A 26481-nucleotide genomic window follows, 5' to 3' on the forward strand; every position below is an offset into this window, starting at 1 on the left:
TCGAATGGGTGACTCGGATTTCCTCACATGTTGACGGTCTGATATTTCCATCAGGTAGCAGCTGAACGTGAAGTGGCTGCGATCTCCTCGAATCGAGGAGTGGGGATCAAGAGGGAGAGAATTTGAACAGGACCCGTATGCTGAGCATGGTTTTCTCTCCGGATGCCTGCGAGCCGGGTGAAATTGTCATTGCAGCCGGCTGGTTCGCCCATGGTTCGCGCGAGCGAGTCGTCTGCGCACATTCCGATCTGCTGCGAGGGAGCGTCGAGCGGAGCGGTCTGACAGCGGTCGTCCGCGAGGCGCGGGTCTCGTCGGCGGTGATCGAGGAGCCGGGCGAGGCAGGTATGACCGGCTGGGCTCTGTCGTACGAGATCGACCCCGCGGACTGTGTCGGTTTCGCGGCGTTCGCCGCCGCGGGCGACGCGCGAGGGGCCGCAGTCGCGGCGGACGTGATCGCCGCGTGGTCGCGTGCGTTGCGCACGAGGGTGCTGGTGAAGGAGGAAGCCGGGGCGGTGTGCACGGGCACCCGAAGGCTCCTGGAAACGGTGGGGCGGCAGGCCGTTGGGGCCGGCGGGCGCGTTGTGGTGTACGGCGCAAAGGGATGTGGGCGGGCGGCGGTGAACGAGATCCACCGGCTCGGGGGATATCTCGGCGATGAGGTGATCGCACCGAAGCCCGGCGACGTAGCGGTCGTCGGCCCCCTGCCGCTCAGCGAAGAGGAGCGAGCCCGTTCGGAGGAAGGGCTGTTGGCGCCAGTGGTGGATGCCACATGTGAGCGGTACAGGGTGGCCGCGGGCGAGGTCGGACGTCTCTCCGGGCAGGGCGAGCACGTGGTGCTGGCGGCTCCCGAACCCCATGGGGCGGCTGTCGAACTGCTGCGGGAAGCCACGGAGGGCCCGCTGACGGTTGTCAGCGACCTGAACGGAGCGGCGTCCGTACCGGTGCCGGCTCCCGACGCTGTCGGAGTCGTGCTCGTCCCTGGTCAGGCGCTGCGTCCCTCTCTTGCCATCGAGGGCGGTCTGCGGACTCGGTTCCCCCACGTGGTTCCGCAGCGACCCGCCACCTACTGCTGGGAGGCGGACGACCGTCGCGACACCGTGCGGTCCATCGCCGCGGTCGTGGATCTCCTGCTCGTGGCCGTCGACGCCGCCGACCGGGAACTGGACGACATCGTGTCGTGGGTGGCGTCCAGCACTCCGGTCCACGCCGTGGGCGCCTTGAGCGACCTCGAACCGGAGTGGCTGCGCTCCGTCGGGTCCGTCGGAGTCGTGGCGACCCCGGACGCACCTCCGCGGCTGGTCGAGGAGATTCTGGCCGGACTGCGTCTGTTGGGCCCGAGTGACACCGTGCTGCGGTCGGTCTCGACCAGGCGCATCGGATGACGGCCCTACCGTGCGACGGCGTGCGCGCGAGGGGCGGCTTTCCTGGAGCATGCGGACTTCAATAGTCCGTTTTCATCACGCAGTTGGATTCAGCACAGTCCGCCGGGCTTCCTCTTCCCGCCGTTCCCGGTGGCGGCCAATGTGGTGGGCATGAGTTCCAAGGCGTGACATGGGGTGCATCGTTCCTCAAAGGGACACACGTGACCGGATGCTGTGCGCGGATACGTCGGCGAGGCCACGCCGCCGTCGGCTGCCATCGTGTGTCTGCCGTGAAGCATTGCTCAGCCGTCCCGCTTCAGGGGGCTCGCGGAGAGGCGCCCGAGTGGGCCGCTCCAAGCCCCGACCACTCAGTTCAGCGAGGTACGTGTGCCCGGCTTCCACTCACTTGTCCGCGAGCGCTCGGCGGGATCTCTTCGCGCACGGTGAGTGGACTGCCGGCGGAGGTTTCCGCCCCTAGAGATCGGAACGTGTCATGAGTCGAACGCCGCGCGACGCCGTCGTCTCCGGCCTGAGCGGCCCCCTTCGAATCGACGCGGGACGTGCCCTGGTGACAGGCGCCTCCCGGGGCATCGGCCTGGCCTGTGCCGTGGCCCTGGCCGAGGCGGGATGCGACGTGGCCCTGGCTGCCCGTAGCACCGAGGCGCTCGCGCCCGCCATCGCGGCCGTCGAAATGACAGGTCGTCGCGGAGTGCCCCTGGCCGGCGACCTGGCGGTCACCGGCACTGCCCAGAACCTCGTCGAATCCGCCGCGGAGGCGCTGGGCGGTCTGGACGTGGTCATACACAACGCGGGCATCCTGCCCAGTGCCGAGGACGGCGCTCCCCTTCTCGTGCCGTTCGCCGACTCCGATCAGCGGGACTGGAACGAAGTCATCGGTGTCAATCTCAACGCGAGTGCTGAAGTGTGCCGTGCCGCCCATCCTCATCTGCTGAGGTCCGAGCGTGCGTCACTTGTGCTCATGTCCTCGGTGGCTGGTGTCATCGCCATTCCGCAGTTGGAGGCGTACGCGGCGTCCAAGGCCGCGCAGGTTTCTCTGGCGCGCAGCCTCGGGGTCGCCTGGGCGCGGTCGGGCATCCGGGTCAACGCACTCTGCCCAGGCTGGGTTCGTACTGATATGACGGCTTTTGCCCATGCCAACGGCCCCGTCAGCGACTGGCTGCTCGCCCACGTGCCGCTCGGGCGGTGGGCCGAACCGGAGGAGGTGGCCTCCGCCACTCTGTTCCTCGCGTCGCCCGCGTCCTCGTATCTCACGGGTCACGCGCTCCTTCTGGACGGTGGCATGTCGGTCGCGGACGGCGGACTGGCAGGCATCCCGAAGCCACCCTCGCCCTTCGGTGGCTGATCCCGCCACTCCCCTCACCGACCGACGTCCCTTGAACCACACGAGAGTCAGCGGCCTTGGCGGGCAGGGCGAAACGCAGTGTGCGGTCATGGTGCACCTCGTGGGGACACAATGACCGCACATGACCGAAGAGCGGGGAGGCCTCGTGGGCAAGTTGATGCGACCGAACCAGGCTCTGCGTGACCTGCTCGCCGAGGCCGGTCTGACGGCGGGCCAGTTGGCCGCGCGTGTCAACCAGGTGTCGGGCGAGTCGGGAGCGCCGCTCAGTTACGACCGCACCACAGTCGCGCACTGGCTCGCCGGGACGATGCCCCGGCGGTCGTCCCGGCCGCTGATAGCCGAGGCTCTGTCGCGCGCCCTCGGTCGGCACATCACCGTGCCGGACGCAGGGTTTGCCAGGCCGTCGGAGGCGGGGCTCCAGTCGCGGGTGCCCGTCCGGGACCCGGCCGAGATATTGTGGAGTATTTCTGAACAGAGTGCGAAAAAACGTTGCGGCGGCGAGCAGGAGGTGAAACCGGTCTACTCGCCCGACAGCGCCGTCCCCGCATTGGATGACGCCGCGGCCATCGGGCCGGGCCCCGCAGGCTTCCACCTCGACCACAGGCAAGCCGCTATCCGGAAAGCTGATGTACACGCTCTTGAGGCGATGGCGCAGGTGTTCCATCAGTCGGACATCACCTTCGGTGGCGGGCGGGCTCGGCATGCTCTGGCGCTCTACCTGGCGGGAGACGGTACGGAAAAGCTCCGACGACCAGCGTCCTCGACCCTGCATCGTGGCATTGTCCAGGCCATGGCCCAACTGGCCTACCTATGTGGATTCATGCACTTTGATGACGGCCTGCACGGCATGGCGCAGCAGTACTACCAGGCATCGTTACGACTCTCCATCGAGAACAACTCGGCGCTCCACTACGCAGTCACGTTGCGCGCCATGTCGGTGCAGGCGTGTCATCTCCGGCACGTACGGCAGGCCGTCGATCTCGCTGAAGCAGCCACCCGGGCCATGGCCGGCCCGTCGATTCACCGTGCTTTTGTGCAAGGCCAGTTGGCGGTGGCCTACGCACTCGACCATCGTCCGTCACACGCGATGCGCGCGGTTGCCGAGGCCGAACGTCTCCTGCACCAGTCCCGCGGACCCGGCACCTCGGTCACCGGTCGCTACCACGAGGGGTCGCTCCTGCGGCAAGAAGCGGCCGTGCGGGAGTTCCTCGGTGATTACGACGGTGCCGTCCGCGCACTCGGAGCCGCCACTCGCCATCGTCCGGAGGCCGAGCGCCGGTCGCGTGCGATGGTCCACGCGGACCTGGCCGCGCTTCAGCTGAAGGCGGGGCACCTGGGCGAGGCTGTGGACAGCGGGCTCCGCTTTCTTGACGACTATCCCCATCTGACCAGCGGCCGGGCGGATCAGGCGCTCGTGGAACTGCGTGCCGGAATGAGTCCATTTGCCCGTCAGCCCGCCGCGCGCAGATTTCTTCGCCGCGCGATGCGGATCACCTCGGAAGGAGCAGGAGCATACGCCGAGAACACCATCCGAGGTGACGTCGACCGGCCTCGGTGAAGCCTTGCGCACGACAACCGTTCAGGAGTCGTCATGGAAACCCGGATGAGCACTGCGGAACTCGATGTGTGGCGCGATCTTGATGACGTACGAATACTGCGATCCGATCAGGTGGGCGTCATCGAGATCAACCGCCCCGAGCGGCTCAACGCCTTCACCAGCGACACGGTGGATCACCTGTTGGACGCCGTTCGAATGATCCGCTCGGAACGTGCGGTCGGTGCCTTCGTGCTGACGGGCGCCGGCGACAGGGCCTTCGGCGCCGGCGGCGACCAGAAGACGCGATCCGAAGTGGGTGACTACGGCCGTGGGAGCTCCGGCCAGCTGGCGACCGAGGAGCTGTACCGAACGATTCGCGAGTGCCCCAAACCAGCCATTGCCGCAGTGAACGGATACGCCTTCGGAGGCGGTCATGTGATGCATCTGGTGTGTGACATGACGGTCGCGTCGACCTCGGCGGTCTTCGCGCAGCCGGGCCCGTCCGTGGGCTCGTTCGACGCGGGCTACGGATCCGCCTACCTGGCCAGAGTGGTGGGGGAGAAGCGTGCTCGTCAGTTGCTCCTGCTCGGCGAGCGGCTGGACGCCGCCACCGCCTTGTCCTGGGGGCTGATCAATGAGGTGGTCGCCCCCGAGTCGCTTCTCGCCACCGCTGTGGAGTGGGCTCGCCGTTGCAGCGCCTTTTCCCCGACCGCGCTCGCCGTGCTCAAGCACTCCCTCAATGCGGACACGGAGCATATTGCCGGTCTCGGCCGAGTCTGTTTCGACGCTCTGACGTTGTTCGGTCAGACAAGTGAGGCCGTTGAAGGCTACACAGCCTTCAACGAGAAGCGAGAGCCTGATTTCCAGCCGTTCCGATCAGGAGTGGATGGTGACGAGCATGGGCGTTGAGGGGGAAGCCGACTTCGCGCGCGCCTCGATTCAGGGCCATGAGACATTCGCCCGGCTGGTCGAGGGCGGAGGGGAACGCCTCGAAGGGATCTTCGCGCTCTCTGCGGGCCTGGCCGATCTGGCGGTGGGGACGGTGTACGGGCATCTGTACCACCGGCCGGCGCTGGATCCCCGCTGCCGCGAGATTGCCGCACTCGCCACCATCGTCGCCTCCGGGATGCACGGCACCCCACTCGCCGTGCATGTCCGTACGGCGCTCGCGGCCGGGGTGGCGCCGGGAGAGATTGTCGAAGTGCTGCTCGAATGTGCGGCGTTCGCGGGTATCCCACGTGCCGTCAGTGCGCTGTCCACCGTCACCGAAGTGATGGGCGCGGCAGGCGTAGCCATGCCCCCGCCTTTGCCGCCTCGGCAGGTCGTCATGGAATCGATCGAGGAGGCCGGGCGCCATGGCGCGGCCACGTCCGAGGCTCAAGTGGTGTGGCCGCCCTCGGTGCTGCGGCACGGCGCGAAGTTCGACGTCCATCCCACCGGCGGCGGGGGTGTCGTGGTGGTGGTAGACCTTCCTGCGGTGCTTGGCACACCCAGGTGCGTGCTTCATGTTCGAGTGGAAGCCAACCGCGTGGTCGAAGTGACCGAGTTGACCCCGAGTGAGAGTCCGGTGCCGGTGCCCGGTGGTTCAGCGGCCCGGCAGGTCCTGATCGACTTGCTGGAGCATGTGCGCGTGCTGGGAGTCGAATCCGGCGCCGAACTGGAGGGGATCGAGCCCGATCTGCTGGACGCACTCGCCCCCGCGGTCTCGCTGATCGTGTCGGACGGAAACCCACGTGTCGTCGGCATCGACGAACAGATGGCCATCGCGGCCCTCCGGGACGAGGCCGTGCCCGTGGCCGTCGTGGTCGCTGCCGGCATTCAGGCCGGCCAGGTCAAAAGGGTGAGTGTGAGCAAGGTCGTGGACGCCGCCTGAACCAGGAGTGTCGTCGACAGTGCTCTTGCCGGGCGGCGGGGTTCCGGCGAAGTGGCGGAGCCGGTCGCCGCTCCGCCGGGCTCGGGTGAGGACGGCCCGGGTGAAGCCGGCCGCGTCGACCTGGTATCCCCTGCCGTCGAGCACGCCCGCGAGTTCACCGGTTCCGCCCCCGGCGTCCCGCGCCCTCCCCTTCTCGGGCGCGGGAACGTGCTCGGCCGGTGACGTCCGATCCTCGACGGAGCCGGGGACAGCCCTCAGAACCGGGCGATGGTGTATCGGTCGACCACTGACTCGTCGAGCTCGATGCCGAGACCGGGGCCGGTGGGGACGGTCAGGGCGCCGTCGTGGAACTCCGGAGGACTGACCAGGATGTTCTCCCGGATGGGGTTGGGCAGTCGGTTGTATTCGTACGTGCGCAGGTTGGGGGTGGCCGCGCACAGGTGAAGGGCTGCTGCCAGGCTGACGCCGGAGCCGACGCCGTGCGGGGCGATGTCGACGTGGAACGCGGAGGCGAGGGCCGTGATCCGGGTGGCCTCGGTGATGCCGCCGCATCGGGCCACGTTGGGCATGAAGACGTCGATGGCCTGGTGCATCAGTGAGTCGCGCAGGTCGAAACGGGTGAAGTGGGTCTCGCCGTTGACGATCGTCAGACCGGTACGGCGCCGCAGCTCGGCCAGGTTGCGCAGGTCGTCGACCTGGAGGGGTTCCTCGTACCAGTTGATGTCCAGGTCGCGCAGGACCCTGCCGACGCGGGTGGCCTCGTCGAGGTCGTAGGCGCAGTTGACATCGGTGAGGACGCCGATGTCCGGGCCGACGGCCTCACGCACGGTGGTGAGGTGGGCCCGGTCGGTGCGCTCGCCTCGGCCGATCTTCACCTTCAGGGCGCGGAATCCCTCGCTGACGTAGTCGAGTGCCTGGCGGGCCGATTCCTCGGGGTCCGCGTGCAGGGCGACCGGACTGGCGTAGCAGTCGATGCGCTCGCGGACAGGTCCGCCGAGCAGCCGGTGCACAGGCTGCCCGGCGACCTTGCCCCGCAGGTCCCACAGCGCGAGGTCGATGCCGGCCAGCGCCTCCAGGTAGAAGCCGCGGTTGTGGCCGCCGGCCGCCTGTCCCTTGAAGAGCCGGTCCCAGACCGCCGTGGTGGCGAGCGCGTCCTGCCCCACCAGCAGCGGCGCCAGGACTGTGGCGATCACGGTGGCGGTGACCTGGGGGGAAGGCAGGCCGTAGCACTCGCCTATGCCGACGCTGCCGTCCTCGGCATGCACCTTGACCAGCGTCGCGTACTGGCCGTGGCGCGGCAGAACGCGGTGACTGGCGGCGGGGAAGCGCAGCCAGTCGGGGACGTCGTCGGGCGAGTCGTACAGGTCGGCGAAGCCGGCGGACAGGGCCAGCGTCTCGACCCTGGTGATGGGAAGAGGGGTATTGCTCATGTCGTACTCCACTGGGTAGATCAGGGGCGTGGTCCGGTACCGGCTCAGGCGGGGGTCGCGTCGTATCCCTTGGGAGCGCTGTGCGCCGTTTCCTTGCCCGCGAACACGGCGATCGACGTCACGACGCAGCCGGCGATGACATACAGCGCGACGGGGACGATGGAGTGGCTGGACGCCTGCAGCGCTGTGCCGATGAAGGGCGCGGTGCCGCCGAAGAGAGCGCCGCCGATCTCACGTCCGGCGCTGACGCCGCTGAAGCGGACGCGGGCGTCGAACTGCTCGGCGACCAGGGCCGCCTGGGGCCCGAAGACCATGTCCTTGCAGATCGGGATGGCCAGCACCATGGCGAGGTGGATCAGCGGGGTGCGTCCGGTCTCCAGCAGGGCGAAGAAGGGGAAGGCGTAGGCGACTGTGCACGCCAGGCCGATGGTGACCATCATGCGGCGGCCGATCCTGTCGGACAGCCAGCCCCAGAACGGGATGGCGACGATCTCCAGGGCGGAGGCCAGGGCGATGGCCCACAGCATCGTCGACTTCGACAGGTGCAGGGTGTTGGTGGCGTAGGCGAGGGCGAAGGCCTGGATCAGGTAGCCCCAGACGAACCCGGAGACGGTGATGCCCATGGTGCGCAGGAGCGCGCCCGGCTGCTTCCTCAGGGCGACGAGGAGCGGAAAACGTTCCCGCCGGCCGTGGTTCTCCAGCTCGGCGAAGACCGGCGTCTCGTCGATGCCCTTGCGGACCCACAGGCCGAACAGCACCAGCACCGCACTGATCAGGAACGGCACGCGCCAGCCCCAGCTGTTGAACGAGCTGTCCGGCAGCATGGAGACGAGGCCGAAGACGGCGCTGGCGAGGACGAAGCCGGCGCCGGTGCCCATGGCGGGAATGGCGCCGTACAGGCCCCTCTTGCCCGGAGGGGCGTTCTCCACGGTCAGCAGCGTGGCGCCCGCGAACTCGCCACCCACGGCGATGCCCTGGCAGACGCGCAGGACGATCAGCAGGACGGGGGCCCACATGCCGATCGACGCGTGGGTGGGCAGGACGCCGACCAGGGCGGTGGCCAGGCCCATGCCGACCATGGTCATCAGCAGGACGGTCTTGCGTCCTATGCGGTCGCCGAGGTGGCCGAAGAGGATGCCGCCGATCGGGCGGGCGGCGAAACCGACGGCGAACGTGGCGAAGGAGGCCAGCGTGCCGCCGGTTGAGGACGAACCGAAGAACAGCGGGCCGAACACCAGCGCCGAGGCCAGGCCGTAGAGGTTGAAGTCGTACCACTCCATGACCGTGCCGACGGTGCTCGCCACCATCGTGCGGCGGTCGGCCTTGGCGCGCCGCAGGGCCGTCTCGTTGTTTTCGGTAACCACGCCTGTGGTCATGTGGCTCTCCATCTTTGGACGGGGGACGGGCGAGAAGGAAGGTATTCGATATACGAAATGAGCGCCAGCCTCCCCGGGGTGGGAATCCGGCGACTTCCCCCTGTGGTCGCGGCGCTACACGGAGTGCTGAGTGGATTCCGGGCGGAACGCCCGCGCGGCAGGAGCCGACCACCGCGTGCGGCAGGTGAGGACCGCTCCGGCCAGCGGATCCGGACGCTCCAAGCCGTGACGTGCCGTACTCACGTACATGCGGCCGTGCCCGAAGGCCACGCTGCTGGGGTTGGGTGTCGGCAGGCGCAGGCGCGCCGACACGCTGCCGTCCGGAGCGTAGCGGCGTACTTCCGCACCGCCCCAGAGGGCGACCCACAGATGGCCCGAGCTGTCCACGATCATGCCGTCGGGACGCCCCTCCGCGGGCGCGAGCCGCGCGAACGTCTCGTGTGCGCCGAGGGCGCCGGTGTCCGCGTCGACGGTGAACCTCCTGATGATCCGCTCGGCGCTGTCGGCCAGGTACATGTGGCTGCCACAGGCACTGAAGACGGGGCCGTTGGGAACGGTGAGGCCGCGCAGCACCTGGTGGACACGGCGGTCCGGGCCGACCCGGTACAGACTGCCGACCGCGCCGATGCCCGTACGGGCCATGCTCGTTGCCCAGAAGCGCCCGGCCGGGTCGCAGGCGGCGTCGTTCATCCGCATGGCTATCGCCGCGCCCTCCTCCGGCCTGGCCAGCCACTCGGGAAACCGTCCGGACAGGGCGAGGGCGATACCCGTACCCGCGGCCAGGATCCAGTCGCCGGGGGAGCCCGCGAGAGGGGCCGCCGCTCCCAGTGGCACGTCGAGGTGGAGCAGCCGCTCGGCTGTACCGCCCGCCCGGTCGGGACAGCGGTACAGCGCGCCGCGCAGGAGGTCGACGAAGACCACGATGCCGTCGTGCAGACGCAGCCCCTCCGCCGGTTGGAAGCGCTCCGGGGTCCACGCCTGCCATGCGGTGTCCGTGTCGAGGGATGGCCGGCCCCGGTCCGGTGGTGGCTGCGCCTGCGTACCGTGGGCCAGCGCGCTGCGGGCGGCGTGGGGTCCGCCATCGTGTCCGGTGCTCATCCGAGGCCGCCTTCCGTGAAGGTCACCTGATCGTGCTGCCCGGTGCGACGGACAGGAGGTCCAGCTCCTCACGTGTCGGTGCGCCTTCCCAGTCACCGTTGGAGGCGACCGCGAAGGCGCCGGTCGTCACGGCTCGTTCCAGCCTGGCCGGTACCGGATCGCCGTCGAGAAGGCCGGACAGGTAACCGGCGACGAACGCGTCGCCGGCACCGACCGTGTCGCGGACCCGGACCGGCCTGGCCGGAAGGGACGTCGAGCCGCCGGTGTGGAACACCTCGGCCCCGTCGGCTCCGCGCTTGATCACCACTTCGTTCACCCCTTGTTCGAGAAGGGACTCCACGCGGGCGCGTTCCGTCGTCGCCCGCTCGTCGGCCACCAGCGACAGCTCGTCGTCGGAGGCGATGAGGATGTCTGTGTACCGGGCCAGCGGACGCAACACTGATGCGGCCTCGCCGGGCGGCCACAGCCGGCTGCGGTGGTTCACGTCCATGCTGACAAGAGTTTCGCGATCCGCCGCGCCCTGGACGGCTTCTGCGACGGCCCCCCTGGGACCGGGGCCAAGGGCTGCCGTGACGCCGGAGACGTGCACGAGCCGGGTGCCGTCGTCGAGTGCCGCGTGCAGATGGGCGGCGGACAGGGTGCTGCCGGCGGAGTCCTTGCGGTAGTACGTCACCCGGACCACGTCGGCGATGCGGGGCTCGAAGACCACCAGGCCCGTCGGCCCGGCGTCGGTGGTGCCGGCGAAGGTGACATCGACGTTCTCCGCGCGCAGGGTCCGCAGCACCAGACGCCCGAACTCATCGTTGCCGGTCAGCCCGGCCCATCGGGTCGAGTGGCCGAGCCGGGCCAGGCCGATCGCCACGTTCGACTCCGCACCCGCCACGGACAGGTCCAGGCAGCCGCCGAGCCGGAGCGGCCGGCCCGCCCGGAGGGCGGCCATCGTCTCTCCGAAAGTCAGTACGTCGATCATCGGGACGTCACCTCGCGAAAGCGTGCCGCACGCTCGGCGAGCGCGTCGAGCGGCCCGCCGCGCGCCGCGTCGCCGACGAGCGGACCGCCCACCCCGACGGCCAGGGCGCCGGCTGCCAGATAGTCCCGGGCGGCCTCCGCGTCCACGCCGCCCACGGGTATGAACGGGATGTCGGGGAAGGGGTCGCGCAGAGCCTTGAAGTGCGGCAGTCCGCCGCTGGAGGCGGGGAAGAGCTTGACGGCACTCGCGCCCTCGTCCATCGCCGCGGCGACCTCCGTAGGGGTGAAGGCACCGGCGAAGACAGGCAGGCCCAGGGCCCGGCACTCGGCGATGGCGGCGGTGACACCCGGTGTGACGCCGAAGCGGGCGCCGGCCTTCGCGGCCGAACGGGCCTGTCGCGCCGTCAAGAGGGTTCCGGCGCCCAGCAGGGCGTCCGGGCCGAGTGCGGCTCGGGCCCTCTCGATGACGGTGAGCGCGTCGGTGCTGGTCAGGGAGACTTCGACGATGCCGACTCCGGAACGGAACAGGGTGAGCACCGTGTCGAGCGTGGCGTGCGGGTCGGTTCCGCGCACGATGGCCAGCAGTCTTTCCCTGCCGAGTTCACTGAGGAGTTGAGGGGTCGGCATGGGCGCCTCCTGGTGCCGTTGCTGTGATTTCGTAGATCGTATACTTTTCCTTGGATCCTTCAACCCCCGCCCCGGGACCGGCCCGAGGCGTCAGTGCCACAGAACAGGTGGTTGTTTCCGGATGAGCAGAACAGCGTTGATCACTGGTGCCGCAGGCGGCATCGGACGCGCGGTCGCGAGCCGCTTCGTCGCGGACGGCTTCCGTGTGGTGGGTGCCGACCTCCATGACCCGGCACTGGACGGTGTCGTCCCACGCCGCGCCGACGTGACCCGCGCACAGGACGTACGAGAACTTGTCCACGGCGTGATCGCCGACCACGGCGGCATCGACGTCCTGGTCACCTGTGCGGGACTGACCGAGGGGACGGCTCTCCACCGCACCAGCGAGGAGGAGTGGCACAGGGTTCTCACGGCCAACCTCACCTCCGTTTTCCTGTGCGTACGGGAGGTGCTGCCATCAATGATCTCGGCCGGTGGTGGCCGCGTCGTCATGATCGGTTCGGTGCTGCACCGCACGGCGGCTCCCGGGCTTCCGGCCTACGCGGCCGCCAAGGCTGCACTGGCCGGCCTCGGCCGTCAGCTCACCGTCGACTACGGACGCCACGGCATTTCCTTCGTGACCGTCTCGCCGGGCTGGGTGCGCACCCCCGCCACCGAGTCGCGCCTGGGCTCGGGCAACGACGAGGAGAGACTGCGCGAGTCCAACCCCATGGGCATGCTCGGCACCCCGGAACAGGTCGCTGCCGCGGTCGCCTACGCCGCGTCCGAGGAGTCGGCGCTGCTGGCCGGCTCGGAACTGGTGCTCGACGCGGGCGCCTCGGCTGTCAGCGCGGCCAGTCTGCTGCGTGACGAGCACCGGGAGCGCATGGGGCTGCCGCCCCTGTATCAGGACTGAGGCATCCGTCCGGCTTCGAGAGCTGGAAGAAGGCAACTCGTCCCATGCCCGCCATCACCTCTGTTCGGCCACCTCGTGGCCGGCCTGTGAAAGCGTGTGTGCCTGCGCGGCGGCGGCCGCTGCCGCAGGGTCTTCGCGGCGCAGCGCGTCCATGATGGCGTCGTGCTCCTCGATGATGAGGGACCAGTTCTGGGTGTCCTTCGGCGCCGCGATGCGGTAGCGGCGAATGGTCAGCAGCAGTTGTTCGGTCAGCTCCGCCAGGATGCGGTAGCCGCTGGCCGTCGCCAAAAAACCGTGGAACTCGGAGTTGAGCCGCTGTAGTTCGTTGGTGTCCCCGGTGCGCAGGGCGGCCCGCATCTCGTCCTGTACGCCCTGAAGGTCGGACAGGAGCCGATCGTCACTCTTCTCGGCGGCCAGCCTGGCGACCAGCCCGTCGATCGCCTCGCGGGCCAGGAACACCCCGCGCATCTCGGTCCTGTCGACATGGGTCACGACCACACCGGAGTGGACGCGTGAGGTGACCAGCCCCTCGGACTCCAGCCGCTTGATGGCTTCACGGATCGGGATCTTGCTCACTCCCAGATTCCGGGCCACCTCGTCCATGTTGATGCGCTCGCCCGGACGTACATGACCGGCAACGATGGCGTCGTGCATGCTGTCGTACGCCAGCTCGGCCTTGCTCTTCACCTCGGGGAGCCGGGTGGCCCACGTCTTCTCCGCCATTCGTCCATCGTATGCGATATTCGGTCCAGCTCGGAGAGGCTTCGAGCGGCTCTCCGGCCCTCCCGGACCCCGTACGGCCCTGCCACCGGCCGACGGCTTCGTGGCGGGCCATGGCCACGCGCATCCCACCAGTCCCGCTCCGTCAGGTCCTGTGCATGCTCCGGTTGCCAGGTGGAGGGGGCTGCCGGATCGCCCAAGGCGACGAAGCGCTACTGGGCGCGCTGCTCCGCGTCGAGCGCCCGGGCCCTGGCCAGCAGTGCCGCCCGCCGCTCCAGGGGTGCCGCCGCGGCGAGCGCCCGCCAGACGGCGAGGTCCTCCGTGCCCCACGGGCTGTGCGCCCAGTCGGCGAGCAGCTCCGGATCACCGCACGCGATCAGCGCGGCCCGCAGCTGGCCGGCGATCCTGCGGCGCTGCCGGACGACCGCGGGTGCCTGCGAGCGGGGCAGCAGGGGACCCGTGTAGGCGCCGAGCGCCGCTGCCACCGCACCGGACTCCAGCCTGCGCGCGACGGCGTCGAAGTCGGCGTCCACCGGTGCACCCAGCCGGTACGGACGCGAGCGCAGCAGCTCGGGCCCCAGAATCCGCCGGAGCCGGGCGAGTTCGGCCCGCATCGTCACCGGGGACACGGACTCGTCCGCGTACAGCGCGATCAGCAGTTCATCACCGTCGAGGCCTTCCGGATGGAGGGCCAGCGTCACCAGGATCTCGCTGTGGCGTCTGCTGAGCCGGATCCTGCGCCCGTCCCGTACCAGCAGGGCCTCGTCGGCGCCGAGAGCGGAGAGCCGGGCCGGAGCGCCGGCGGGAAGGGGCGCGACGAGTGCGAGCCGGGACTCGGCGGCATGCGCCACTGCCTGCACGAAGGCCAGGCTGTGCGGATGTGCGAGCCCGTGCCCGCCGGTGATGTCGACGGCACCGAGCAACCGGCCCGAATGCGGATCGTGCAGCGGGGCTGCCGCGCACGTCCACTGCTGGACGGGCCGGAGGAAGTGTTCGGCGGCGAACACCTGAACGGGGCGGTCGACCGCGAGTGCTGTGCCGGGGGCGTTCGTCCCGGCCTCCGACTCGGACCAGCGGGCACCCTCCACGAAGTTCATCCGCTCCGCCCGCCGACGGGCACGCGCGTGCCCCTCGACCCACAGCAGCCTGCCGTGCACGTCGCAGACCGCGATCAGATGCTCGCCGTCCATGGCGTAGGCGCCCATGAGTTCGCGGATCACCGGCATGACACGAGCCAGGGGATGCGCGTCCCGGTACGGACCCAGTTCGCTCGGGCGGAGCTCGACCGATGCCGCGCCGTCCGGGCTGACCCGCGCTCGGGCGGAGCGTCGCCAGGACTGTGCCACCACGGAGCGTACGGGTGTCTCCAACGGACCGCCGGAGGTGAACTCCTCATGCGCGCGCCGTAGTTCACCGAGCCGGGCGCGGGGGTCCGCGTCGGCGGGCAGAGCCACCCAGGGGTCAGTCAACTCACTCTCCCGTCCAAGGCGGCATTCCTGCCCATCGTCGGTGCAAGGAGCCCGCGCGACAACCCCTTGAAACCGCCACCACTGGGCGCGGGCCAATCCTGTGGGGAGCCCGGAGCCCGGAGCCCGGAGCCCGGAGCCCGAGGCCGGGAGGCCTGGCGAGGAGGGCAGTCCGGCCGCGTTGCCGACCGGTCGTGCCGACTTCACTCCGGCTTCAGTGCGTGCGGGCCGGCGGCAGGCAGCCCGTCTCCGGGAAGTGGCCGTTGACCTCTGTCCAGACGCGGTCCTGTGTGACGGCGCCCGTGAGGCATGCGGACTCGCCGATCCAGATCCCGTACATGCTGCCTTGTGCGGCAGTCTGTCCGTCCCGGTCGGACCGCTTCTCCACGACCAGGCGGGCGGGCGAGGCCAGCCGCGCGAGCACCGGGCGGACCTGCGCGGGCTGAATCCGATTCTGACGTCTGAGGTCCTCCAGCGCCGACCGGATCTTCTCGGCCTTCTCCCGTGCGCTCCGCTCGTCCGCCGCACTTGGCTGATCCGCCCGCACGGCACGGCTGTTGTCGCCGTAGTTCGGGGGCTCATTCGCCTGGGTGGCGTCGCCCGAAGGAGTCGGGCGGCCTGATTCCTCCGGCGTCGTGTTGCCGTTGAGATTGGAGAAGAGATCGTCCGCGCTCTTCCCGCAGCTCGTCAGGGCGAGGACACAGAGCAGGGTGATCGATGCCGTCCTGGTACGTCGGGTCATGGCTGCCATTCTCCACAGCAGGGGCCGTGGCGCCGTGAGTACGGGTACTCAGCCGTCGATCGCCCGTCGGTACCGTCCCGGCGCGCGAGTGCGGGGCCCCTCGGTGAGGAGCCCCGCACGGGCTGAACGTACTGCTGGTGCTACAGGTTCATCTCGGCGAGGGTGCGCTCAAACGAGTTGGCGTAGAGGCGCGCTCCCGCGATCTTCGGGTGGAACGACTGCGCGGACAGACCGAAGTTCGAAATGATCGGGTAGTCCGTCGCGGGCTTGTCGGAGTCCACGAGTGTCTTGACGACGCCGTGGACCGACTCGGGGTCCCCGCAGATGGCCTTCCCCGCGAAGTCGGACTTCGGGTTGGAGAACCAGGCCTGGATCCCCGCTGCCTCGGCGTCGTCGACCGCTCCCTGCATCTCCGTTCCGAGCGTGTCGGCGACGGCGTTGAGCCAGTCCGAGGAGCCGGCCGACAGACCGATCTGGAAGCCGGGGATCGTGATGCTCAGGCACTCGCCGCGGTTCTCGATCAGCGACGGGTAGCCCATGAGTGCGATCTTCGCCTTCGGAGCCCTGGCGTGGATCTCCTTCAGCGTTTTGACGATGTCCGGCCGGACGATCTCCTTCACGATGCCGGTCATGGCAGTCTCCAGGGGCTGACCGACGAACTTGCGGTCGCGCCCACCGACCGGGCCGTCCACATCGTCCTCCTCGAACACCTTGTCCTTGCAGTTGGTGTTCACCGCGAGGAGGCATTTCTGGATGATCTTGGAGAACCGGGTGTCGTTGCCGCCGACGGAAAGGGTGACCAGGGTGGTATTGCCGTCCAGGTAACCCTGGTCCATCTGAGGCTTCTCACCTCCGTTGCCCTGGATATTGCCGTTGTGCACCACGTTGTAGGTGCGAGCGCCCGAGCAGGCGATCAGGTGGTAGTCCATGCTGGAGCCGTTGCCGTCGGCCAGTGCGCCGATCGACGCGGACCGGCCGGGAATGGTCGCCTGCCGGGACCATGCCTGGGTCGAACGGTGGCAGGCGTTCCGGGTGCTCGAGTTCTGCGTGTCGAGGTAGTTCGTCTCCGGGTAGTAGTCCCGGTTGCCCTCGGACGCCCCTTCACCGGCGGTGAACGAGTCGCCCATGGCGACGACGAAGTCCTTCGGCTTGGCCGACAGAGGCTGGAAGGCGACCGAGTCCCAGGCGATGTCCTCGTCGCCCGTCCCGTCGTCCGTGTCGGTGTCGAGTGTCACCGACGGGGTGCCGGTGAAGTTGAATACACCGAGGTCCACCCACTCGTTCTTTCTGATCCGCTGAGGATGGACGCGGACCGGGGCATTGGTACTTCCGGCCTCGGTGCCGCCGATCTCGTAGGCGGCCTGCCGAGTGTGTGCGCCGTGGTCCGGCATATGGACGAAGACCCGCATCCAGCCCCGGGTGGAGCTGTTGAGCGTCCACTTTCCGCTGACCTCCAGCCGCTTGCCGTCGGCGGTGGCGAGCCAGCGGGTGTGCCCCATCCAGAAGTGGTTCCCGTTGCCCGCGCCTATCTGGTGCAGGTCCACCTTGGACGGGTACTTCCCGCCCTCACTGGCAAAGGTGAAGTCGAATGATCCGTTGGAAGTGACCGCACATGTCCGTCCGGCGGATCCGGCGGGTACGGTGCCGTTGGGCAGGTCGTCGACGATCAACGACCCCGACGGCAGGCCGGTGTTGCAGCGCGGCGGATAGGAATTGGCGTCGGGCTGCTCAGGGTAGGTGTCATCGAATCGGTGGACGGGATTGCCGCACCTGGCTTCCGATGTGCAGTTCTTCCAGCTGACCGGCTCGTTCCACCAGCACTTCAGATAGAGCGGGTCGTCCGTATAGGGGTCTCCGGGCAGGGCGCACGGTCCCTTGCCGTCGTCGTTGGAGGCGCCTTCACCGATCATCGAGGGCACGCAGGTGTTCTGGGGTCCGCAGAAGGTGAAGATCGGCGGCTTCGCGGAGGTGCGGGCGTCGTTGGTGTTCCACCATGCGGCGCGGTAGCCGGCCTGCATGTCGCCGGGTGCGAACATGGCGGCGATCGGACGGGCCGCCCAGCCGATGACCTTCTCCTCGTACGGCCAGTACTGCGGCGTCGAGGCGTGGCTGTAGTCGTCCTTGCCGGCCGCGTCCTCGAGGAACGGCGTGCGGTTCTCCTTCCACAGGGGGTTGGCCGGGTTGTTGGTCCAGCCCACTCCCCACTTGCCGTTCCGCGGAGCCGACTTGGGGTAGTAACCCGAGTTGTACGCCCACAGGGCGTAGAACCAGTTCTCGATGTACTTCGGATGGCCGTCGTTGATCGTCAGGCCGTCCTTGCGGGTTTCGTTCCACTTGCCGATCAGGATGTTGACACCGGCGGCGATGTTGGCGGCGTAGTCGAGAGCCACCGCCTCCTGCTCCTGCGTGGTCTTGGCTTCCTCGTCCTCCTTCTCCTTGCCGTGCATACGCATGCCGTCGGTGACCTGCGTGATGCCGTAGCCGCAGTCCGCCTCCGCGAAGTTGACGGCCCACGGGTCGTTCTGCTGACCGGAGGCGGAGTACTTGATGCCGTAGAAGTTGCCGATCAGCGAATTCGCCGTGACTCCGGGCACCGCAAGCCGGGTGGCCTGCCACATGTTCGACTCCTGCGCGGTGATGCCGAGCATCACCTGCGCGGGCACGTGCCAGTCCTCGCTGTCACCGCCCGACATCGGTTCCAGAGGGAAGAGCGACTGCGGCGCGTACGCCGACATGCCGGTGTTCTTCCAGTTCGCCCCTCTGGTGGCGCCCTTGTTGAGGGTGCCGACGACGGCCTGGTCCACTGCCCATTCGACCTGACGCGGTGTCGGCTGGAAGGCCTGCTTCTTGGGATCGTTGCGTGGCACCGAGCAGTAGCGGTCGTCCTCGACCACGCTGCTCGCCGCGACAGCGGCCGTGCCGCTGGTGCCGCCACTCTGCGCGAGGAGGACCGGGCTGGTCTGCGTTCCTCCGGTCACCTGCTTCTGCGAACCGATATAGGCGCTGGCCGGAGGAGCGTCCAGGACGACCGACTGACGCGTGTCGGCCGTCTGGATCGTGGTCCGGACCGTGCGCGCTTCCAGGGCCTCCTCCGGGCGGATGCGCGAGTCCTTGCCGTCGGCCCAGCGCGAGGACACGAATGCCTGGCCGTTGCTCGACACCCGGGCGTCCTTCTCGATGCGGCCGGGGTTGTGCAGACCGCCTCCTGCCCGCGTGACGCTCTTGGCCTCACCCGTGACGTACACCTCGCCCTCGGGCGTGGCCGTGAGGTCGAAGTCGGTCAGCTCACCCTGCGCGAGGCGAAGGGGCGTGGTGCTCGCGTCGTGCGCGCTGATCTGCTCGGCGCTGACGCGCGAGACGCTCGCGCCGGTCGGGGTCGCGGTCCCGGATGCCGTCGCGGACTTCTGTGCGACGGCCGGTGCGGCTGGATCGATGAAGGTCACGCCACCCGTGGCGTCGGCCTTCAGCTGGAAGGGCCAGGAGGCCGTCTTCGCGACGGTCCTCACCTTGTTGTCCGCGACCGCGACGATGCGGTTGCCGGCGGCCGCGACCAATCCGTTCGGAGTCGGCACGGCGGAGGTGACCTGGCCGACGACGGTCTGCCGGGCGGCGGTCTTGCCCGTCCGGGCGTCGACCGAGACCAAGCGGGTCTGGTTCTTTGCCGTTGCGTCGTCACTCAGTGCGGTGAAGACGGTCTCGTCCTTGTGACCGCACCCGGGGGAGAAGTAGGCAAGTGTCGCCTGGAACGGCAACTTCGTAATGTGTCCATTGCGCAGGTTCACCACAGCGGTGAACGCGCCACGTGTCATCAGATCGGGCTTGTTGGTAAATGTGCGCGGTGCGTAGGCGACTGCGGCGTAGGTACCCGACTCGGTGACGCAGGCGTTGCCGATCCAGGTGTCTGTTTCGAATCCCGGCTCGGAAAGGGAGGCGGCTGTCCGCCACGCGTATCCGTCGCGCTCGTCGGCGATCATTACATGAAAGCCGGTGCCGTCACCCGAGGTCGTGAACGCCCGGTCGGACGAGCTCTTGTAGTCGGAGCCCAGGGTGGCCTGGCGTGCCTTCGTGGGTACTGCCGACGGCTTTGCACCGGTATTCGTCCCCGCGCCGTCGGCTGCGGCTGCCGGAGTGCCGTCCGTGGCGTTGTGGGGAACGGGTGCGGCCAGGGACTGATTGGTCGCAATGCCCGCAGAAAGCGACAGGGCAAGCGCAATCACCGGTATTCGCGCATGTCTGAAAATGCTGCGTTTCAAAGAGTTTTCCTTCCGAAAGTGTGATTCTGGTACGCCGAGAGGATTCCGCCGTCTGTGAACTGCCGGTGCGTGGCGCGCATCGTGAGGTCGAAGAGTGCGCAGCCGTGTTGGCCACGGCGCGCCAAGAACCCGCCGTGAGGGCGGGCTTGTCATCAGCGGAATCAGAGGTCGCACATGAGGGGGGGGCTGGGGCCAAGGGTGTTCCCGGCGGCATGTACGGATTCATGTCACCTGGCGCACCGGGCTCCCGAACCGGAGTCAGCAGTACGTGTGAAGCCGCTTCGGCTTCACAGTCGTTGGTCGCCCGCAGCCACGGCTGAACGAGCGGAAGCTGCCATCCCTGAAACATGGAAAGCGCACAGACCAATGCGCATGATCGTTCTTATGGCCATGTGGAACCGACCCCCCGGTGTGTGCACTCGAGCTGCTGGGCAGTCACATGCCTCGCAGATGAGGGGCACAAGGTATTCACAGGCGGCCCCGGCGGGCTGTGACGAACGACACAGGAGTGGCGTGCTTAAGCCTGATTCTGGCCTGAACTGGTGGGTGGGTGAAGAAGATCTTCGGTGGGGTGCCGGTGATGGCGTGAAGGCATATTGATCCGCAAGTCGGCCGCTTTGCCCGTTTCTATGGCCGGGGTGCGGTTTCGGAAATCCGATTGCTGTCCCAATCGGTCGCGCTGCGGGTCTGACCGGCTTGGCTCGGCCGCCATGTCGCCTTGGAATTGCTGTGGGCATTCGCGTAATCGAGACTTCGGGGGGTGCGGTGTCGGATTGGGCGGGTTAAATTTGCAGGATCTCCGCATGCCGCCTCAAAGCGAACCGGCCAAGCGGGTATCCGAGTTGTCCGGGCGGTGCGTTCGGTGTCGGTGATGTTGACCGAAAACCCCCGGGTCCGGGGTTCCGGTCCGGGTGCGGGCCGGTCACCAGTGGGGCGTGGGCACGGTCGGCGTGTCGTCATCGTCGCTCCGCACCGGTCGTGGGGGCTGGTTGAGGACCTCGCGGGCGGTGCCCCTGTCGCCTCCGGAAGGGGACTGCCGGGCGCGGAACCGGCTGCCGAGGAGGAGCGCGACCAGGCCCAGTAGCAGGGTGATTGCCCCTTTGATTCGTTCCACGGTGATTCCTTCCAGGGGGTCTGGGAATATCTACCGCGCATCTGAACAATAGACATCGGTATGGGCGAGAGCGGAGCCATCTGGCTGACGAGGGGGTTGGATGGGCGGCATAGATGAGAACGGCGCGTTAGCGGGTCTGCGCGGAGCGGCCGGGAAGGCGCCGTCCGGTGCGCGGTTGTCCGAGGATGCCATCAAGGTGTTCCGGTGGGTGAGTGATCACGGATCGTGCGAGTCGAAGACCCTGGGCCCGACACTGGGGCTGCCGGAGAGCCGCGCTGCCTCGGCGGTGGTGACGCTGACCGAACTGCTGCTGCTGCGCTACCTTCCGGAGGACTCCGACCGGCTTGTCGCGGTGGCCCCTGACGCGGCCATTGCCGCGCTGGTCGCGCCGAAGGAGGCCGGACTTCGCAGGCAACTGGCCGAGATCGAACAACTGCGGTGCGAAGTGGCCCTCCTGACACCGTTCTACGCGGAGGGGCGGCGCCGGTGGCAGGGGCGTGCGCCGCTGACCGAGGTCACGGATCTGAAGACCGTCGTGGGCATGATCACCGAAGCGACCATGGGGTGCCGGCAGGAGGTCCGCACCTGCCACCCCGGAGGCGGCCGTTCCCCGACGCTGCTGGAACAGGCGTTCATCCAGGACCGGGACATGCTGCGCCGCGGTGTGCGGATGCGCACCCTGTACCAGCACACGGCGCGCTACCACCTGCCCACGCAGGAGTACGCGCGGCGGATGACCGGCGAGGGGGCGGAGATCCGGACGATGAGTGAACTGTTCGGCCGCATGGTCGCCTTCGACGAGGAGACGGTGTTCATCCCGCATCAGGACGACCTGGACGCGGCCATCGTCATCCATGAACCCTCCACGGTGGCCTACCTCTGCGCGACCTTCGACCACACCTGGTCGCTGGCCGAGCCCTACCACCCTGCCTGGACGGAGAGTTCGGCACGTGACGAGGTGAAGCAGGCCATTGTGCGACTGCTGGCGGAGGGGATGAAGGACGAGATGGTGGCCCGGCGGCTGGGCATGTCGCTGCGTACCTGCCGCAAGCACATCGCCGAGATCATGGAGCAGTTGGGGGCGGCCAGCCGCTTCCAGGCCGGGTATCTGGCCCGTGTGCAGTCCTCCGGTCCCGCGGCGGCGGCCACGGGCGCCGGCTGACCGCCTTGCCGGAGTGAACCGCCCGTGTCGGCCGCACGCTCGCGGCCGCCGCGGCACGGGCCGCTCCGGCCGCTCCCGCCCGGCTCGGCCCGGAGCCGGGAGGAGGGCTGCGGGCGGCACTGCTCCGTGCCGCACTGCTCTGCGCAGGGTGGCTGCGGGCCGGACTGTCACGGGCCGGTCGGGCCCGGCCCGGGCATGTGCGCGCCGGTGCGGCCCTAACACCGCATACCCGGTCCGGCCGCCTGCTCGCGCGCGAACAGCAGCGTGAGCCACGGCAGTGCGTAGTGAACGGCCTCCTCGTCCGCCGCTGTGTGCGCGGCCACGTCGGGGCCCGGCGGCGGGGCCAGGACACCGGCGTCGATCAGGTCCTCCAGAGCACGCTGTGCTCTGCGCCTGTCGATGCCCAGGGCGCCGGCGGCCGTGGACAGGGAGAAGGACGGGTCGGGCAGCGCAGCCAGGGCACGGAGCGTGTCCCGCGCGGGGGCGGCCAGCCGGGCCCAGGCGCCGGTCAGACGGGCGCGGACGCCGAGGCCGCCGGCCGCGAGTTCGTCGAGGGCCTCCAGCGGGTGTTCGAGACGGTCCGCGTACTGCCCGAGAGGCATGTGGCGCAGCACGGACAGCCGGTTCCCGCCCGCGCGCAGGGCGAAGGGGAGGAGCCCGGTGGCGGTGACGATGCGTGCGGCGGCGGTGCGCTCGGCCGCCAGCCGGGTCCGGCCGATGATGGTGCCGAGCAGCTCCAGGGCCTCCTCGGCGGACAGGGGCGGAAGTTCGGTCCGGTGCGCGGATTCCAGACAGGGCAGCCGGCTCCGGGAGGTGATCAGCGCGGCCGTCGGGCCGGAAGGCGGCAGCAGCGGGCCGAGGGCGGCCGCGTCGGGGACGTCGTCCAGCAGCAGCAGGATCCGGCGCCGGGACAGCCAGGAGCGCCAGGCGGTGGCGGCCTCCTCCCGGTCGGCGGGCAGCCGTTCGGTACGGCCCAGGGATCGGGCCAGCTCCGCCAGCACCGACGCCCACGGGCGCGTGGAGCCGTCCTCGGCGCAGAGCCTGGTCGCGACGACGCCGTCGGGATAGCGGGCGGCCAGGCGGTGCGCGATGTGCACGGCAAGCGCCGTCTTGCCGACGCCGGCCGGGCCGGTGAGAACGACCGGAGGGCCGTCCTCACGGCCCAGCTGCGCGCTGACGGCCGCCAGTTCCCGCTCGCGCCCGGTGAAGTCGGCGAGGTCCGGCGGAAGCAGCCGTGACCCGGCCGGGCCGCCCGGTGGCCGGGCCGGGGCCACGTCCTCCAGCAGTGAGCGGTAGGCGCCCTGCAGCGCCGCCCCGGGTTCGAGGCCCAGTTCCCGTGAGAGCTGCTGGCGGCAGTCGTCGTACGCGGCCAGCGCCTCCGTTCTGCGGCCCACCTGGTGCAGCGCGGTGAGCTGCGCGGCGCGCAGCCGCTCCCGCAGCGGATGGCGGACGGCCATCTCGTCCACGGTGTCGGCGACCGGCCCCGGCTCGCCGGTCTCCAACTGGGCTTCCGCCCAAGCCTCGTAGACGGCGAGACGACGGGTGTGCTGCCGCTCGACAGCGGCGAGCAGTACCTCGGCGCGGGCGGCGAGATCGCTGAACGGGTCATGCCGCCACAAGTCGAGTGCCTGGCGGTAGAAGCGCGCGGCCCGGCTCGGTGCGCCCGCCCGTGCCTCGGCATCGCCGCGCCGGGCCAGTTCCTCGAACCGCAGGCTGTCGCACTCGGCCGGGGTGAGATGCAGGACGTAGCCGCCAGGACCGTGGTGCAGCCGGCCGAGGTCGTCGGGGTCGAGTACGCGCCGGAGAGTCGAGACGTATACCTGGAGGTTCTTGCGAGCGGTGCGGGGCGGATCGTCCGGCCAGACGGCGTCGGTCAGCTCCTCCAGCGACACGGGCGTGTTCGGACGGGTGAGCAGGACCGCCAGAACGAGGCGCTGCTTCAGCGGGCCCAGAGGCAGCGGCAGGCCGTCGCGGGAAGCTCGCAGCGGACCGAGAAGGGAGAGGTACAGAGGCGCGGTGGCGCTTGTGCCGCCGTCTGCGCGCTCTCGCGGATTCCCGGGATCCGCCGCCCTGTCGCGGCGTTCCGCAAAGGTGTCGGTCATTTTCTCTCAACCCCTTCCCCAGCCGGTGTCGTCCGAGTTCCGGGAGAAGAGAACAATTCCTTGCACGAAAGCCTCCGGGGAGCGGTCGGGGGGGGGTGAGCGAATCCGCGAGGAACCCTGAATACGGTGGGAATTCGTAGGAATTCCTTCCGTTCTTCACAGCATGGTCACAAGTCGATGGCGGGGCTACGGGCCCGAGGGTGGCTCAAGGTGCATGCAGCAACGCACCCGCCGGGATAAAAGTCGAATACAGGAACATAGCGAGGCGAATCGTCGGGCCCCGTGCGGCGTCGGACCGTGCTGTGCGGTCTACCGGCCCCGAACCGGACACCAACCGCGACCGAACCGGTCCCGACGAAGCTGACGCCGCATGCCCGGGGACCGGACGGAGGTGACGCGATGCGACTGGCGGAGATCATCGAGCTGCGGCCCGTGCCGGCTGCCGGGCTCCTCGCCACGCTCACCAGGCGATGCCCCCTGAGCTGCGCCCACTGCTCGACCTCGTCGGGGCCGCGGGGCGAGGACGTCCCGGCGGAGGCGCTGCGCCGCTTCGTCGGCGGTTTCACCCCCGGCGACCGGCCGGAAGTGCTCATGCTCACGGGCGGTGAGCCGCTGCTGCGCCCCGCGCTCGTGGGCGAGCTGGCGGCGCTCGCCGCCCCGGCCGGAACAAGGACGTCGGTGCTCAGCGGGATGTTCTTCGCGACCGACGGACGGATACCCGCCCGCATCATGCGCGTGCTACGGCACGTGGCCCACTTCTCGGCCAGCATCGACGTATTCCATGAACGTGAGGTCCCGCGAGCGGCGGTTTTCCGTGCGGTCCATCACATCATGGAAAGCGGAATCGAAGTGAGTTTCCATGTGGCGGGTAATGCGGCGGACGATCCCTATCTCGCGGACATCACCGCGTCCATACGGGCCGAGTTCCGCGACCGGGCCGCCGTACTGGTCAATCACGTCCGGCCGGTGGGGAGGGCGGCCGCGTGGGCGGCCGCGCGGCAGGTCACGCCCGACGGCGGCGCGGAGCCCCCGGTGCCGGCCCCCTGCGTGATGGCGGCGTGGCCGGTGGTGGCCTTCGACGGCACGGTCACGGCCTGCTGCAACCAGCGTGTGGTGGACGCCCGCCCCATGCCGGAACACCTGCGCCTGGGACATATCGCCTCGGACGACTGGCAGGGGATCAGGCGCCGCTGCCAGACATCGCCCGTGCTGCGCACCATCCGTACCTCCGGTGTCGGTTCCTGTGCCGACTGCCGGGGCCTTGCCGGACGGCCCTCGGCCCTGAACGCCGCCGAACGGGCCGGGGCCCGCCCGGCGGCCGGCGCGGTGGACGCGCTCGGCGCCCGGCTCCAGCGCGACGCGGGGGCCGAGGCGCTGTTGCGGCGGTACGGAAACGAGCGGTACGCGCCGCTGGTCCTGCTCGGCGGTAGCGGTAGCGGTAGCGGTAGCGGTAGCGGAAACGGGGACGGGGAGACGCCCGTATGAGCCCGTCGGCCGTCGCGGGCCTGCGCCTCGAACTGTCCCTGGTGCAGCCCGTGCTGCGGGCCGCGGCCGCCCGCATGTGGCGCTCCGACGCCGGGCTGCCCGGCAGATACCGGCACTACCTGCGCTCCATGCACCAGGTGATCCGCGCCTCCGTCCCGCTGATGGAGCGCGCAGCCGCACGGTGCGAGGCGCTGCCGCACGACCCGGTGGCGCCGCCCCTCGCCCGGTACCTGCGGGCGCACGCCGAACAGGAACAGGGACACGACGACTGGCTGCTCACCGACGCCAAGGCGTCCGGGACGGCCCCCGACACGCTCACCGGCACCGCCCCGCCGGCCCATGTCGCCGCTCTGGTGGGCGCGCAGTACTACTGGATCGAGCACAGCCATCCCGTAGCCCTGCTCGGTTACATCGCGGTGCTGGAGGGCAACGCACCGGCGCCCGGCCTGGCCGGACGGCTGGCACGGGAGACCGGCCTGCCGCCTGCCGCCTTCGAGACCGTACGCCTCCACGCGGCCCTCGACGACGGGCACAGCGCCGAACTGGACCAGCTCATCGGCCGGCTTCCGCTGGACCGTGCACAGCGCTCGCTGGTCGCGGTCAGCGCCTTGCACACGGTCGCCGCCCTCGCCGAACTGTTCGACCGCATCGCCACGGCCCCCCACGTATCGGAGAGCGCACATGACTGACCACGCGCACGCTGGAGACCGCCTCCGCACGCTGGAGGACGCCGGGTTCCCGCTGCACAGCCTTTCCCCCGAGCAGCGCGAGGTGCTTCAGGAGCTCAGCGACGAGGAACTGACCCTGCTGCTGGGGCTGAAGGAGCGGCTGGACGCGGCCGAGCCGGAGGTGCAGGCGCACAGCGAGATCGCCGGCGGAGCGCTGTTCTGATGACCGGGACAGCGATG

At 69.4% G+C, this 26481-nt stretch carries 21 protein-coding genes; 10 read left to right on the forward strand and 11 right to left on the reverse strand.

What is annotated here, in order from left to right; genetic code table 11:
* Positions 1-146: 146 nt before the first annotated feature.
* The 5 genes from ACZ4LX_RS08530 to ACZ4LX_RS08550 all read left to right on the forward strand — a co-directional run bounded on the left by ACZ4LX_RS08530 (position 147) and on the right by ACZ4LX_RS08550 (position 6134).
* Entirely contained in the window at positions 147-1382 is a 1236-nt protein-coding gene (locus ACZ4LX_RS08530) for a hypothetical protein (protein WP_467642355.1), read from the forward strand.
* 472 nt (positions 1383-1854) lie between these two features.
* On the forward strand, positions 1855-2724 hold the full coding sequence (locus ACZ4LX_RS08535) for an SDR family NAD(P)-dependent oxidoreductase (protein WP_467642357.1): 870 nt from the start codon (positions 1855-1857) through the stop codon (positions 2722-2724).
* A 121-nt stretch (positions 2725-2845) separates the two neighbouring features.
* Complete coding sequence (locus ACZ4LX_RS08540) at positions 2846-4282, forward strand: hypothetical protein (RefSeq protein ID WP_467642359.1); 1437 nt, start codon at positions 2846-2848, stop codon at positions 4280-4282.
* A gap of 33 nt (positions 4283-4315) precedes the next feature.
* The gene (locus ACZ4LX_RS08545; RefSeq protein ID WP_467642361.1) at positions 4316-5170 is read left to right on the forward strand and encodes an enoyl-CoA hydratase-related protein; all 855 of its coding nucleotides are present in this window, start codon (positions 4316-4318) and stop codon (positions 5168-5170) included.
* A complete protein-coding gene (locus ACZ4LX_RS08550; protein WP_467642363.1) occupies positions 5148-6134 on the forward strand; it encodes a carboxymuconolactone decarboxylase family protein in 987 nt (328 codons plus the stop codon). Before ACZ4LX_RS08545 ends, ACZ4LX_RS08550 begins: the two co-directional genes overlap by 23 nt.
* A 254-nt stretch (positions 6135-6388) precedes the next feature.
* Here ACZ4LX_RS08550 and ACZ4LX_RS08555 read toward each other — a convergent pair whose 3' ends face one another.
* The 5 genes from ACZ4LX_RS08555 to ACZ4LX_RS08575 form a co-directional block, all read right to left on the reverse strand.
* On the reverse strand, positions 6389-7564 hold the full coding sequence (locus ACZ4LX_RS08555; RefSeq protein ID WP_467642365.1) for a mandelate racemase/muconate lactonizing enzyme family protein: 1176 nt from the start codon (positions 7562-7564) through the stop codon (positions 6389-6391).
* Between the two features lie 44 nt (positions 7565-7608).
* On the reverse strand, positions 7609-8940 hold the full coding sequence (locus ACZ4LX_RS08560) for an MFS transporter (RefSeq protein ID WP_467642367.1): 1332 nt from the start codon (positions 8938-8940) through the stop codon (positions 7609-7611).
* Between the two features lie 114 nt (positions 8941-9054).
* Positions 9055-10038, reverse strand: a complete 984-nt coding sequence (locus ACZ4LX_RS08565) for an SMP-30/gluconolactonase/LRE family protein (RefSeq protein WP_467642369.1) — start codon at positions 10036-10038, stop codon at positions 9055-9057.
* A gap of 22 nt (positions 10039-10060) precedes the next feature.
* Positions 10061-11008 (reverse strand): sugar kinase, encoded by a 948-nt coding sequence (locus ACZ4LX_RS08570; RefSeq protein WP_467642371.1) that lies wholly within the window; start codon positions 11006-11008, stop codon positions 10061-10063.
* Complete coding sequence (locus ACZ4LX_RS08575; protein WP_467642373.1) at positions 11005-11634, reverse strand: bifunctional 4-hydroxy-2-oxoglutarate aldolase/2-dehydro-3-deoxy-phosphogluconate aldolase; 630 nt, start codon at positions 11632-11634, stop codon at positions 11005-11007. Before ACZ4LX_RS08575 ends, ACZ4LX_RS08570 begins: the two co-directional genes overlap by 4 nt.
* A gap of 121 nt (positions 11635-11755) precedes the next feature.
* Here ACZ4LX_RS08575 and ACZ4LX_RS08580 point away from each other — a divergent pair, with 121 nt between their 5' ends.
* Entirely contained in the window at positions 11756-12529 is a 774-nt protein-coding gene (locus tag ACZ4LX_RS08580; protein WP_467642375.1) for an SDR family NAD(P)-dependent oxidoreductase, read from the forward strand.
* Between the two features lie 54 nt (positions 12530-12583).
* Here the strand turns inward: ACZ4LX_RS08580 and ACZ4LX_RS08585 are convergent, their stop codons facing one another.
* The 5 genes from ACZ4LX_RS08585 to ACZ4LX_RS08605 form a co-directional block, all read right to left on the reverse strand.
* The gene (locus ACZ4LX_RS08585) at positions 12584-13252 is read right to left on the reverse strand and encodes a GntR family transcriptional regulator (RefSeq protein ID WP_467642377.1); all 669 of its coding nucleotides are present in this window, start codon (positions 13250-13252) and stop codon (positions 12584-12586) included.
* A 209-nt stretch (positions 13253-13461) separates the two neighbouring features.
* The gene (locus tag ACZ4LX_RS08590; protein WP_467642379.1) at positions 13462-14718 is read right to left on the reverse strand and encodes a GAF domain-containing protein; all 1257 of its coding nucleotides are present in this window, start codon (positions 14716-14718) and stop codon (positions 13462-13464) included.
* A gap of 211 nt (positions 14719-14929) precedes the next feature.
* The gene (locus ACZ4LX_RS08595) at positions 14930-15457 is read right to left on the reverse strand and encodes a hypothetical protein (protein WP_467642381.1); all 528 of its coding nucleotides are present in this window, start codon (positions 15455-15457) and stop codon (positions 14930-14932) included.
* A gap of 140 nt (positions 15458-15597) precedes the next feature.
* Complete coding sequence (locus tag ACZ4LX_RS08600) at positions 15598-19710, reverse strand: SGNH/GDSL hydrolase family protein (protein ID WP_467642383.1); 4113 nt, start codon at positions 19708-19710, stop codon at positions 15598-15600.
* 922 nt (positions 19711-20632) lie between these two features.
* Entirely contained in the window at positions 20633-20824 is a 192-nt protein-coding gene (locus ACZ4LX_RS08605) for a hypothetical protein (protein ID WP_467642385.1), read from the reverse strand.
* 208 nt (positions 20825-21032) lie between these two features.
* On the opposite strand from ACZ4LX_RS08605, the gene ACZ4LX_RS08610 reads away from it, so the two are divergent.
* Complete coding sequence (locus tag ACZ4LX_RS08610) at positions 21033-21986, forward strand: helix-turn-helix transcriptional regulator (RefSeq protein ID WP_467642387.1); 954 nt, start codon at positions 21033-21035, stop codon at positions 21984-21986.
* Positions 21987-22201: 215 nt separating this feature from the next.
* On the opposite strand, the gene ACZ4LX_RS08615 is transcribed toward ACZ4LX_RS08610, so the two are convergent.
* Positions 22202-24088: an AfsR/SARP family transcriptional regulator gene (locus tag ACZ4LX_RS08615; RefSeq protein WP_467642389.1), complete on the reverse strand. Its 1887-nt coding sequence runs from the start codon at positions 24086-24088 to the stop codon at positions 22202-22204.
* 399 nt (positions 24089-24487) lie between these two features.
* On the opposite strand from ACZ4LX_RS08615, the gene ACZ4LX_RS08620 reads away from it, so the two are divergent.
* Genes ACZ4LX_RS08620 through ACZ4LX_RS08630 form a run of 3 tightly spaced genes read left to right on the forward strand, consistent with a single transcriptional unit; the run spans position 24488 to position 26464 of the window.
* Positions 24488-25573, forward strand: coding sequence for a radical SAM protein (locus tag ACZ4LX_RS08620; protein WP_467642391.1), 1086 nt, complete (start codon positions 24488-24490; stop codon positions 25571-25573).
* Complete coding sequence (locus ACZ4LX_RS08625) at positions 25570-26262, forward strand: iron-containing redox enzyme family protein (RefSeq protein WP_467642393.1); 693 nt, start codon at positions 25570-25572, stop codon at positions 26260-26262. Before ACZ4LX_RS08620 ends, ACZ4LX_RS08625 begins: the two co-directional genes overlap by 4 nt.
* Positions 26255-26464 (forward strand): aroma-sacti cluster domain-containing protein, encoded by a 210-nt coding sequence (locus tag ACZ4LX_RS08630; RefSeq protein ID WP_467642395.1) that lies wholly within the window; start codon positions 26255-26257, stop codon positions 26462-26464. The genes ACZ4LX_RS08625 and ACZ4LX_RS08630 overlap by 8 nt, the downstream gene beginning before the upstream one ends.
* Positions 26465-26481 lie beyond the last annotated feature (17 nt).

Source organism: Streptomyces sp. NPDC026062 (assembly GCF_055568375.1).

Coding starts and splice junctions, on each gene's coding strand:
- ACZ4LX_RS08530 (WP_467642355.1), top strand. CDS start 147: ATGGTTTTCTCTCCGGATGCCTGCGAGCCGGGTGAAATTGTCATTGCA.
- ACZ4LX_RS08535 (WP_467642357.1), top strand. CDS start 1,855: ATGAGTCGAACGCCGCGCGACGCCGTCGTCTCCGGCCTGAGCGGCCCC.
- ACZ4LX_RS08540 (WP_467642359.1), top strand. CDS start 2,846: ATGACCGAAGAGCGGGGAGGCCTCGTGGGCAAGTTGATGCGACCGAAC.
- ACZ4LX_RS08545 (WP_467642361.1), top strand. CDS start 4,316: ATGGAAACCCGGATGAGCACTGCGGAACTCGATGTGTGGCGCGATCTT.
- ACZ4LX_RS08550 (WP_467642363.1), top strand. CDS start 5,148: ATGGTGACGAGCATGGGCGTTGAGGGGGAAGCCGACTTCGCGCGCGCC.
- ACZ4LX_RS08555 (WP_467642365.1), bottom strand. CDS start 7,564: ATGAGCAATACCCCTCTTCCCATCACCAGGGTCGAGACGCTGGCCCTG.
- ACZ4LX_RS08560 (WP_467642367.1), bottom strand. CDS start 8,940: ATGACCACAGGCGTGGTTACCGAAAACAACGAGACGGCCCTGCGGCGC.
- ACZ4LX_RS08565 (WP_467642369.1), bottom strand. CDS start 10,038: ATGAGCACCGGACACGATGGCGGACCCCACGCCGCCCGCAGCGCGCTG.
- ACZ4LX_RS08570 (WP_467642371.1), bottom strand. CDS start 11,008: ATGATCGACGTACTGACTTTCGGAGAGACGATGGCCGCCCTCCGGGCG.
- ACZ4LX_RS08575 (WP_467642373.1), bottom strand. CDS start 11,634: ATGCCGACCCCTCAACTCCTCAGTGAACTCGGCAGGGAAAGACTGCTG.
- ACZ4LX_RS08580 (WP_467642375.1), top strand. CDS start 11,756: ATGAGCAGAACAGCGTTGATCACTGGTGCCGCAGGCGGCATCGGACGC.
- ACZ4LX_RS08585 (WP_467642377.1), bottom strand. CDS start 13,252: ATGGCGGAGAAGACGTGGGCCACCCGGCTCCCCGAGGTGAAGAGCAAG.
- ACZ4LX_RS08595 (WP_467642381.1), bottom strand. CDS start 15,457: ATGACCCGACGTACCAGGACGGCATCGATCACCCTGCTCTGTGTCCTC.
- ACZ4LX_RS08615 (WP_467642389.1), bottom strand. CDS start 24,088: ATGACCGACACCTTTGCGGAACGCCGCGACAGGGCGGCGGATCCCGGG.
- ACZ4LX_RS08620 (WP_467642391.1), top strand. CDS start 24,488: ATGCGACTGGCGGAGATCATCGAGCTGCGGCCCGTGCCGGCTGCCGGG.
- ACZ4LX_RS08625 (WP_467642393.1), top strand. CDS start 25,570: ATGAGCCCGTCGGCCGTCGCGGGCCTGCGCCTCGAACTGTCCCTGGTG.
- ACZ4LX_RS08630 (WP_467642395.1), top strand. CDS start 26,255: ATGACTGACCACGCGCACGCTGGAGACCGCCTCCGCACGCTGGAGGAC.